The sequence below is a fragment of the Neoroseomonas rubea genome, assembly GCF_016106015.1.
GTDB classification, from domain to species: Bacteria; Pseudomonadota; Alphaproteobacteria; order Acetobacterales; family Acetobacteraceae; genus Neoroseomonas; species Neoroseomonas rubea.
In genome coordinates this window covers 1-9433 of sequence record NZ_JACADQ010000151.1, presented here as the reverse complement: position 1 = coordinate 9433, position 9433 = coordinate 1, and the positions used below count along the sequence as shown (strand labels likewise).

Here is a 9433-nt window from a genome sequence, read left to right as displayed (position 1 = left end):
GAGCGCGGCGACCAGCGCCTGCACCGGCGGGTCGGCGGCGCGGATCGCCACGGGCAGCCTGCGCGCTTCGTCCTGCGCGTCGGCCCCGGCCATCGGGCCGCGGTTCGGGGGCGTTGCGGCGGCGCCGCGAAGTGCCGCGTCCAGCGCGGCGAACGACGGGTCGGCCGGACGGGTGCCATCGGGCGGGCGGAAGGCCGGCATTCCTTCCTCCTCCGCGAGGATGGCGAGCGCCTGGAGCCAGCCGGCGAGCGCGGCCTGTCGCGCCAGCGCATCCTCCGCCCCCGCGGGGACAAGCGATGGGCGATCGACGGCGATGCTCGCCGTGCGCGCCCAGTCCCGCAGCGCATGGTTTGGCGGCAGGCCGCAGGCGGCGAGCATCAGGCAGGCGACCAGCGCGAAGCGGCGAAGCAATCCTCTCTCCCGCGGCATCATGGCATTCAGAAGAGCATGTCCGGCAGCCAGGTGGCCAGCACCGGGAAGGCCATGACGAGGGCGAGCCCGATCACCTGCAGGATCACGAAGGGCGTCACGCCGCGATAGACATCGCCCGACCCAACGCCCTGCGGCAGGACCCCCTGGATGTAGAACAGCGTCGGCCCGAGCGGCGGGGTCAGGAAGCTCGTCTGCAGGTTCATCGCGATCAGCACGCCGAGCCAGATCGGGTCGATGTCCATCTGCAGCAGCACCGGGCCTACGATGGGCACGACGATGATGACGATCTCCACGAAGTCGAGCGGGAAGCCGAGGACGAAGATCACCAGCATCACCACGGCCAGCGCGCCCCACTTCCCGCCGGGCACCTGCTCGAGGAAAGCGCGGATCATCTCGTCCCCGCCCAGGCCGCGGAACACCAGGCTGAACAGCGTCGCGCCGATCAGCGTCGCGAAGATCATCGCCGTGACCGTCATGGTCGAATGGGACACCGCGCCGAGCATCCCGCCTCCGAAGGCGCGGCGGAGCGAGACGACGATGCCCCAGGCGAGGCCGAGGCCCAGCACCGTGGCCGACCAGGCCGCGGCGCGGTCGCCGAAGGGCGCCTCCTGCCGTCCGATGCGCAGGTCGAACAGGCTTCCGAGCACGACCATGCCGAGCGCGGAGAGGGCGGCGACGTAGATCGGCCAGGGCTTCTCGGGGCGAATGCGCAGCCCGGCGAGCAGCGTCGCGCCGACCGCGCCGACGGATGCCGCTTCCGTCGGCGTCGCGACGCCGGCGAGGATCGAGCCCAGCACCGCGACGATCAGGGTTATGGGGGGGATCAGCGCGCGCGCGAGGTCGGCGGCGGTCACGCCCGCGCGCTCCGCCGCGGGCATGGCAGGCCCGACCTCCGGCCGCAGGCGGCAGAGCACGACCTGGTACAGGATATAGATCGATGCGAGCATCAGCCCCGGGATCATCGACCCCGCGAAGAGCTGCCCGACCGAGATCGTCTCGATCGAGAATTTTCCCTGTGCGAGCTGCGCCTGCTGGTAGGCCGCGGCCATCACCTCGCCGAGGATGACCATGACCGTCGATGGCGGGATGATCTGGCCGAGCGTGCCGGCCGCGCAGATCGTCCCGGTCGCGAAGGCCGGGTCGTAGCGGTGGCGCATCATGGCGGGCAGGGCGATGAGGCCCATCGTCACCACCGTCGCGCCGACGATGCCCGTGGAGGCGGCGAGCAGCGCGCCCACCAGCGTGACCGAGACGGCAAGCCCGCCGCGCAGCGTGCCGAAGAGCCGGCCCATCGCCTCCAGCAGGTCCGGGGCGATCTTCGACTTCTCGAGCATCATGCCCATGTAGACGAAGAGCGGGATGGCGATCAGCACCTCGCTCGTCATGGTGCCGAAGACGCGCTGCGCGAGCGCGCCGAACATGAAGGGGTCGAAGGCGCCGAGCAGGATGCCGAGGCCGCCGAAGACGATCGCGCAGCCGGTCAGGATGAAGACGACCGGCACGCCCACCATGATGAGCGTGCAGAGCGCGACGAGCATGAGCAGGTCGAGCATCGGCCCGACCTCGGTGAGCGCGCTCATCCTTCCGAGACCTGCTGGCGCGCGGGGAACAGCGTATCGGCGGCGCCGACAATCACGGCCACGGCCCGCACCGCGACCGAGAGGCCCTGGATCGCGAGCAGCCCGGCCATGACGAGGATCAGCCCCTTGAGGTAGGGCTGCAGCGGCAGTCCGCCGACCTGCATCGGCCCCTCGCCCATCATGAAGGACCGCGCCACATACCCCCAGCTGGCCCAGACCAGCAGCCAGCAGAACGGCATCACGGCGACGAGGATGCCCGCGAGCTCGACCCATGCGCGCGTCTTCTCCGACCAGGCGGCCGAGAAGAAGTCGACCCGCACATGCGCATCGAGCAGGTAGGCGTAGCCGATCGCGAGCATGAACAGGAATGCGTGCACGTAGACCACGCCTTCCTGCATCCACACGAAGGAACTGCCATAGGCGTAGCGCAGCACCACGACGGTGAACTGCACGAGCACCAGGGCCACGGCGAGCCAGCGCGCCGAGAGGCCGATCGCGCGGTTGATCGCGTCGGCGCCTTCGGCGAGGCGGAGGAGAAGGCGCAACTCAGCCCCAGTTGATCGGCAGCTGCCGCGCCAGGAAGTTCGCCCCGTAGGACTGCATCATGTAGCCCTGGCTGCGGTTGCGGAATTCCGCGTAGCTGTCGGCGATGCGCTTCACCATCGGGTCCTGGTGCGCGCGGAATTCCCGCATCATCTCGCCCGCCGAGGTGCCGAGGGCGATGAGAAGATCGCGCGGCGCCTCCCGCACCACCACGCCGTGGCGCGCGACAAGCTCCGCCAGCACGCGCGGATGGTTCGAATCGTACTCCGTCGTCGTTTCCTCGTGCAGCGACATGGCGCAGTACCGCACGATGCGCTTGAGGTCGTCCGGCAGCGCGTTCCAGCGCGCCATGTTGATGCCGATCTCCTCGGCCGAAGACGGTTCCTGCACGCCCGGGAAGTAGAAGTTCTTCGCCACCTGGTGGAAGCCGAGCGGCGCGTCGCTGAAGGGGCCGAGGAATTCCGCCGCGTCGATCGTGCCCGATTGCAGGGCGGAGAAGATCTCGCCCGCCGGCAGGGTGACGACGGAGGCGCCGGCGCGGCGGAACATCTCCCCGCCCAGCCCCGCCGTGCGCAGCCGCAGGCCGCGGAAATCGTCGATCGAGCGCAGCTCGCGCTTGAACCAACCGAGCCATTGCGGCCCGGAATCGCCGACGATGAAGGGCTTGATGCCGAAGCGCGCGTAGATCTCGTCGTACATGGCGGTGCCGCCGCCGTGCATCATCCAGGCCTGGCGCTCATAGGCCGTCATGCCGAAGGGGAAGGAGCCGAAGAAGCCGATCCCTGGCGACTTGGAAATCCAGAAGGACGGCACGCCGTGATAGAGGTCCGCCGTGCCGGCCGCGACGGCGTCGAAGGCGCCGGGAGCGGGCACCACCTCGCCGGCCGCGAACAGCCGCACCGTGATCCGCCCGCCGGACAATTGCCCGATGCGGTCCGCGCAGCGCTGCGCCGCGACGCCGGGCCCCGGCAGGTTGCGCGGCCAGATGGTGATCATGCGCCACTCGATGCGCCCCTGGCTCAGCGCCGGGGTGGCGAGCGTCGCGGCGGTCGCCGCCGCCGCGCTGCCGAGGATGATGCGTCGGTTCATGCCGTCTCTCCGTTCTCGTCCTGCCTGCCTGTCGTCGGGGTCGCGCGTCAGATCACGCGCGGGAAATCGGGGCCGTCGAGCGGCGCCCCATCCGCCAGCCGGATGTGGCGCAGCGGCGGCGATCCCTTGCCGCCGCGGTCGCGGAACACCGCGTCATCGCCGACCCAGCGCGCGGAGAAGACCCGTCGGCGCCGCTCGGGGGAGGTGTTCGCCGGCGCGCCATGCACCGTGCGGTAATGGAAGGCGACGGCGTCGCCCGGCGCCATCTCCCACCCCAGGATGGTGAAGCGGTCGCGCGCGGCGTCGATGTCCGGCATCTCCTCCCGCGTGTCGCCGGCATAGAGGTCCGTCCCGTCGAAGCGCTTCGGCTTCATCACGCGGCCCCATTGGTGGCTGCCGGCGACGCATTCCAGCGTCACGTCGCGCCCCACCGGATCGAGCGGAATCCAGAAGGAGACGCAGCGCTCCGCTTCCACGCAGTAGTACGGCCCGTCCTGGTGCCAGGGCGTCACCATGCTCGTGCCCGGTTCCTTCACCAGCACGTGGTCGTGGAAGAAGCGCGCCGTAGCACCACCCATCAGGTCGCGCGCGATGGCGGCGCCGGGGCCCTCCTGGACGAAGGCGCGGAATTCCGGGATGCGCTGCCAGTTGCACAGGTCCTGGAAGAAGCGCGCGCTGCCGTCCGCCGGCTGGTAGCTGCGTTCATAGGGGCCGGGATGGGCGATCAGCGTCTCGATGCCCGCGCGCAGCGGCTCGACCCAGTCGGCGAAGGCGCCGCGCAGCACGATGGCGCCGTCGCGCGCGAAGGCCTCGGCATCGGTCGCTGTCACCACGCTCATCATGGCCTCTCCTTCAAGGCGGGCGGCGCATCCTGGGGGGACCTCCGCACCGGTGTAAAGCCACCGGAACGATGTCCAGCCAGCGCCTGCGCGCCCCTCTGCCGCCGCCGCGGGCAGCCTGCCCGGCGCGCGTCAGCCGCCGACGCCGAGCGAGGGCAGCTTCATCCCCATCCGTCGCGCATGGTCGATGGCGATGTCGTAGCCCGCATCGGCGTGGCGCATCACGCCCGTCCCCGGGTCGTTCCAGAGCACGCGGGCGAGCCGCCGCGCCGTCGCCTCCGTCCCATCCGCCACGATCACCATGCCGGCATGCTGGGAGAAGCCGATCCCCACGCCGCCGCCATGGTGCAGCGACACCCAGGTCGCGCCGGACGCGGTGTTGAGCAGCGCATTCAGCAGCGGCCAGTCGGACACTGCGTCCGACCCGTCGGCCATCGCCTCCGTCTCCCGGTTGGGGGAAGCGACGGAGCCGGAATCCAGGTGATCTCGCCCGATCACGATCGGCGCCTTGAGCTCGCCCTTCGCCACCATCTCGTTGAAGGCCAGGCCGAGCCTGTGCCGGTCGCCGAGTCCCACCCAGCAGATCCGCGCCGGCAGCCCCTGATAGGCGATGCGCCGGGCGGCCATGTCGAGCCAGTTGTGCAGGTGCGGATCGTCCGGGATCAGTTCCCGCACCTTCGCATCCGTCCGCGCGATGTCCTCCGGGTCCCCCGACAGCGCGGCCCAGCGGAACGGCCCGATGCCGCGGCAGAACAGCGGGCGGATATAGGCCGGCACGAAGCCAGGGAAGGCGAAGGCGTCGGCGACGCCCATCTCCTGCGCCATCTGGCGGATGTTGTTGCCGTAATCGAGCACCGGGATGCCGGCGCGCCAGAAGCCGAGCATTGCCTCCACCTGCACCGCCATGGAGCGCTTGGCGGCCAGCGTCGTGCCCTCCGGGTCGCGCGCGCGCCGTTCCTCCCATTCCGCCAGCGTCCAGCCGGCCGGCAGGTAGCCGTTCAGCGGGTCATGCGCGCTCGTCTGGTCCGTAACCGCGTCGGGCCGGATGCCGCGCCGGAGGATCTCGGGAAAGATCTCCGCCGCATTGCCGAGCAGCCCGACCGAGACGGCGCGCCCCTCGCGCTTCGCCGCCTCAACGATCGCGAGCGCCTCCTCGAGCGTCCCGGCCCTGGTGTCGAGGTAGCGCGTGCGCAGCCGCATCTCGATGCGCGAGGCCTGGCATTCGACGGCGATCATGGACGCGCCCGCCATCGTCGCGGCCAGCGGCTGCGCCCCGCCCATGCCGCCGAGCCCGCCCGTCAGGATCCAGCGGCCCGCGAGCGAGCCGCCATAGTGCCGGCGCCCGACCTCGGCGAAGGTCTCGTAGGTGCCCTGCACGATCCCCTGGCTGCCGATGTAGATCCAGGACCCGGCGGTCATCTGGCCGTACATCATGAGCCCCTTGCGATCGAGCTCGTGGAACCGCTCCCAGGTCGCCCAATGCGGCACCAGGTTGGAATTCGCGATCAGCACGCGCGGCGCATCCTCCGTCGTGCGGAAGATGCCGACGGGCTTGCCGGACTGCACGAGCAGCGTCTCATCCGGCGCGAGCCCCTTCAGCGAGGCGACGATGCGGTCGAAGGCGTCCCAGTCCCGCGCGGCGCGGCCGATGCCGCCATAGACCACGAGCTCCTCCGGCTTCTCCGCCACCTCGGGGTCGAGGTTGTTCATCAGCATGCGCATCGCCGCCTCCGCCCCCCAGGAGCGGCAGACGGGGACGGGCCCGCGCGGGGCGGTGACGAGGCGGGCATTGGCGATGCGGCTCATCGGCCGGTCCTCCCTTCGGTCATGGCGTCAGGCCAGGCAGCGCGACGCCCGCCGCGGCAGCGAGGGCGCCGTCCTCGACCAGCCGCGTCGCGGCGGCGATGTCGGGTGCGAGCAGCCGGTCGGCGAGCAGGGGCGTGATCTCGGCGCGGATCGCGCCATGCGCGGCCTCGATGGCGGCGGAGGAGCGGAGCGGGCGGCGATGCTCCAGCGCCTCGGCCGCGGCAAGCGCCTCGATGCCGATGATCGCGGCGGCATTGCCGGCCATCTCGATCAACCTGTACGCCGCGTGCGTCGCCATCGAGACATGATCTTCCTGGTTGGCGGAGGTGGGCAGCGAATCGATGCTCGCCGGCGCCGCGCGCTGCTTGTTCTCCGAAGCCAGGGCCGCGGCTGTGACCTGTGCGATCATCAGCCCTGAATTCAACCCGGGGTCGCGGGCGAGGAAGGCGGGCAGGCCGCTCATCACCGGATCGACCAGCAGGGCGATGCGGCGCTCCGCGAGGCTGCCGACCTCGGCCAGCGCGATCGCGACCTGGTCCGCGGCGAAGGCGACCGGCTCGGCGTGGAAGTTGCCGCCGGAGACGATGGCGCCGTCCTCCATCACCAGCGGATTGTCGGTGACCGCATTCGCCTCGGTCTCCAGCGTGCGCGCGGCGAAGCGCAGCAGGTCGAGCACCGCGCCCATCACCTGCGGCTGGCAGCGCAGCGAATAGGGGTCCTGCACGCGGGGATCGTCGGTGCGGTGGCTTTCGCGGATCTCGCTGCCCGCGAGCAGGCCGCGCAGCGCGGCGGCGACATCGGCCTGCCCGGCATGGCCGCGCAGCGCATGGATGCGCGAATCGAAGGGCGTGTCCGACCCGCGCAGCGCATCGACTGTCATCGCGCCGGCGATCAGGGCCGCGCGGAATACGCGCTCCGTCGCGAAAAGCCCCACCAGCGCAAGCGCGGTCGAGACCTGCGTGCCGTTGATCAGCCCGAGACCTTCCTTTGGGCCGAGCGTGACGGGCGCCAGGCCGGCCGCCTGCAGCGCCCGGGCCGCCGGGATGCCGGGCAGCGCCAGGCCCTCGCCCAGCATCGCCGCCGTCATGTGCGCCAGCGGGGCGAGATCGCCCGAAGCGCCGACCGAGCCTTTCGCCGGGATCAGCGGCAGCACGTCGTGTGCGCGCATCGCCTCTATCAGCGCCACCACCTCCCACCGCACGCCGGAGGCGCCGCGGCCGAGGCTTGCCGCCTTCATCGCCAGGATCAGCCGCACGATGCCAGGCGGCAACGCCGGGCCGACGCCGCAGGCGTGGGACAGGATCAGGTTGCGCTGGAGCGCAGCGAGGTCGCCATCGCCGATGCGCACCGACGCAAGCTTGCCGAAGCCGGTGTTCACGCCATAGGCGGTCTCGCCCGCCGCGATCACTCGCGCGACCGCGGCTGCGCCGCGGTCGACCGCCGCCCGTGCAGCCGGGTCGAGCGGGATCGGCGCGCCTTCGAGAATGGCGGCCCAGGCGGCGAGGGGCACCTCGCCCGGCATGAGAGTCTTCGTCATGCGCGCACCCCTTGGTGGAATCGGGCGAAGGGCGGCCATCCCCGGTACGCCCTTCGAAACCCCTGGCCAGATCAGGCTAAACGCAATATTGTATATACAATAGAGTGCGACGGAAGGCGCCGATGCGCAAGATGAATCTCACCAAATCGGGCCGGCGCCCGCGGCGCGTGGCCGCCTTGCGCGCGCGCATCCTCGCCGCATGACCGACTTCGTCCTCGACGGAGAGGGGCCGCTGCACGCGCAGATCCGCCGCGCCGTCGCCGCCGCCATCCTCACCGGCCGCATCCCGCCCGGCGGGCGCATCCCGCCCGAGAGCGAACTGATGCAGCGCTTCGATGCTTCCCGCATGACGGTCCATCGCGCGCTCGCCGCGCTGGCCGCGGAAGGGCTGGTGCGCCGCAACCGTCGCGCGGGCACGGTGGCAAGCCCCGAGGCGCGCGGCCGCGCGGTCTTCGAGATCTGGGACATCGGCGCCGAGATCAGCGCCGCGGGGCAGGCGCATCGCTTCGAGGTGCTGGATCGCGCGGAACGCCCCGCCAAGGGCGATACGCTGGCGGTGCCGGACGGCACGCCTCTGCTCGCGCTCACCACCCGGCACATGGCGGACGAGACGCCGGTGCAGGTGGAGGAACGCCTGATCAATCTGCGCGCCGCGCGCGCCGCGGCGCGCGAACCCTTCGCGGACACGCCCCCCGGCCGCTGGCTGCTCGACCATGTTCCCTGGACCGAGGCCGAGCACGCCATCCACGCCGCCCGCGCCCCGGCGCGGATCGCGCGGCTGCTCGGCATCAAGGCGGGCGACGCCGCGCTGGTCGTCGAACGCCGCACCTGGAACGGGCGCGTGCCGGTCACCTTCGCGCGGCTGTGGCATGCCGGCGAACGGCACCGCCTGGTCGGGCGGTTTTCCGCCGGCGGCTGATCAGCGCGTCAGCCGCGCCGCCAGCATCGCCAGACGGTCCTCGGCGGCCATGTCGGCCGCTTGCTCGATGGCACGGTAATCCGCGACCAGGCCGCGCCCGGCCTCGGTCAGGCTGGCACCGCCGCCGCGCGCGCCGCCGGGACTCGCCACCACCACCGGCGTGCCGGCGATGCGGTTCAGCGCATCCACCAGGTCCCAGGCGCGGCGATAGCTCATGCCGAGCGCGCGCCCCGCGGCGGAGATCGAGCCTTCCCGCGCGATCGCCTCGAGCAGCGCGATCTTGCCCGGCCCGATCCGCCCCTGCGGCAGGTCGATGCGCAGGCTGAGCAGCGGCCGCGTCATGCCGGCGGCCCGCCGCGATGGTCGATCGTCACGGCCTTGACCAGCGCCCAGAGCGGCATGCCCTGGCGAAGTTCCAGTCGCTGCACGCTTTCGCGCGTCACGCGCGCGAGCAACACGGACGGCCCTGCGGCGAGGCGCAGGAAGGCCTCGGCCGGTTCCGGCGCATCGAGGATGGCGGCGAGCGTCACGGGCAGGATGTTGCTGGTGGACAGGCCGCGCGGTTCCACGGTCGCGACCGCGACGTCGCGCGCGCGCAGCCGCATGCGCAGCCGCGCGCCGGGCGGGCCGACATGGGCGGCGGTGCGCAGCGTGCCGCCGGCGAAGCCGAGCACCGTCACGCCCTCCT

At 71.7% G+C, this 9433-nt stretch carries 10 protein-coding genes; 1 reads left to right on the top strand and 9 read right to left on the bottom strand.

From position 1 onward, the window contains the following. The 7 genes from HW577_RS14640 to hutH form a co-directional block, all read right to left on the bottom strand. Positions 1 to 411, bottom strand: a 411-nt coding sequence (locus tag HW577_RS14640; protein WP_198376894.1) for a hypothetical protein, incomplete at its 3' end; no start/stop codon positions are given. A gap of 26 nt (positions 412 to 437) precedes the next feature. Continuing rightward, the gene (locus HW577_RS14635; RefSeq protein ID WP_232474948.1) at positions 438 to 2012 is read right to left on the bottom strand and encodes a TRAP transporter large permease; all 1575 of its coding nucleotides are present in this window, start codon (positions 2010 to 2012) and stop codon (positions 438 to 440) included. After that, positions 2009 to 2557 carry a TRAP transporter small permease subunit gene (locus tag HW577_RS14630; protein WP_198376893.1) on the bottom strand — a complete coding sequence of 183 codons (549 nt, stop codon included), beginning with the start codon at positions 2555 to 2557 and terminating at the stop codon, positions 2009 to 2011. Before HW577_RS14630 ends, HW577_RS14635 begins: the two co-directional genes overlap by 4 nt. A 1-nt stretch (position 2558) precedes the next feature. After that, a complete protein-coding gene (locus HW577_RS14625; RefSeq protein WP_198376892.1) occupies positions 2559 to 3644 on the bottom strand; it encodes a TRAP transporter substrate-binding protein in 1086 nt (361 codons plus the stop codon). 47 nt (positions 3645 to 3691) lie between these two features. Further along, the gene (locus HW577_RS14620) at positions 3692 to 4483 is read right to left on the bottom strand and encodes a phytanoyl-CoA dioxygenase family protein (protein ID WP_198376891.1); all 792 of its coding nucleotides are present in this window, start codon (positions 4481 to 4483) and stop codon (positions 3692 to 3694) included. A 132-nt stretch (positions 4484 to 4615) separates the two neighbouring features. After that, entirely contained in the window at positions 4616 to 6289 is a 1674-nt protein-coding gene (gene hutU / locus HW577_RS14615; RefSeq protein WP_198376889.1) for a urocanate hydratase, read from the bottom strand. Between the two features lie 19 nt (positions 6290 to 6308). After that, positions 6309 to 7826 carry a histidine ammonia-lyase gene (gene hutH / locus HW577_RS14610; RefSeq protein ID WP_198376888.1) on the bottom strand — a complete coding sequence of 506 codons (1518 nt, stop codon included), beginning with the start codon at positions 7824 to 7826 and terminating at the stop codon, positions 6309 to 6311. Between the two features lie 199 nt (positions 7827 to 8025). Here hutH and HW577_RS14605 point away from each other — a divergent pair, with 199 nt between their 5' ends. Next, positions 8026 to 8745 carry a UTRA domain-containing protein gene (locus HW577_RS14605; protein WP_198376886.1) on the top strand — a complete coding sequence of 240 codons (720 nt, stop codon included), beginning with the start codon at positions 8026 to 8028 and terminating at the stop codon, positions 8743 to 8745. Here the strand turns inward: HW577_RS14605 and HW577_RS14600 are convergent, their stop codons facing one another. Then, on the bottom strand, positions 8746 to 9087 hold the full coding sequence (locus HW577_RS14600; RefSeq protein ID WP_198376884.1) for a winged helix-turn-helix domain-containing protein: 342 nt from the start codon (positions 9085 to 9087) through the stop codon (positions 8746 to 8748). It lies immediately after the preceding gene. Continuing rightward, the coding region (locus HW577_RS14595) for a TOBE domain-containing protein (protein WP_198376883.1) at positions 9084 to 9433 on the bottom strand (350 nt) is incomplete at its 5' end. The genes HW577_RS14600 and HW577_RS14595, both read right to left, overlap by 4 nt.

Coding starts and splice junctions, on each gene's coding strand:
- HW577_RS14635 (WP_232474948.1), bottom strand. CDS start 2,012: ATGAGCGCGCTCACCGAGGTCGGGCCGATGCTCGACCTGCTCATGCTC.
- HW577_RS14625 (WP_198376892.1), bottom strand. CDS start 3,644: ATGAACCGACGCATCATCCTCGGCAGCGCGGCGGCGGCGACCGCCGCG.
- HW577_RS14620 (WP_198376891.1), bottom strand. CDS start 4,483: ATGAGCGTGGTGACAGCGACCGATGCCGAGGCCTTCGCGCGCGACGGC.
- hutU (WP_198376889.1), bottom strand. CDS start 6,289: ATGAGCCGCATCGCCAATGCCCGCCTCGTCACCGCCCCGCGCGGGCCC.
- hutH (WP_198376888.1), bottom strand. CDS start 7,826: ATGACGAAGACTCTCATGCCGGGCGAGGTGCCCCTCGCCGCCTGGGCC.
- HW577_RS14605 (WP_198376886.1), top strand. CDS start 8,026: ATGACCGACTTCGTCCTCGACGGAGAGGGGCCGCTGCACGCGCAGATC.
- HW577_RS14600 (WP_198376884.1), bottom strand. CDS start 9,087: ATGACGCGGCCGCTGCTCAGCCTGCGCATCGACCTGCCGCAGGGGCGG.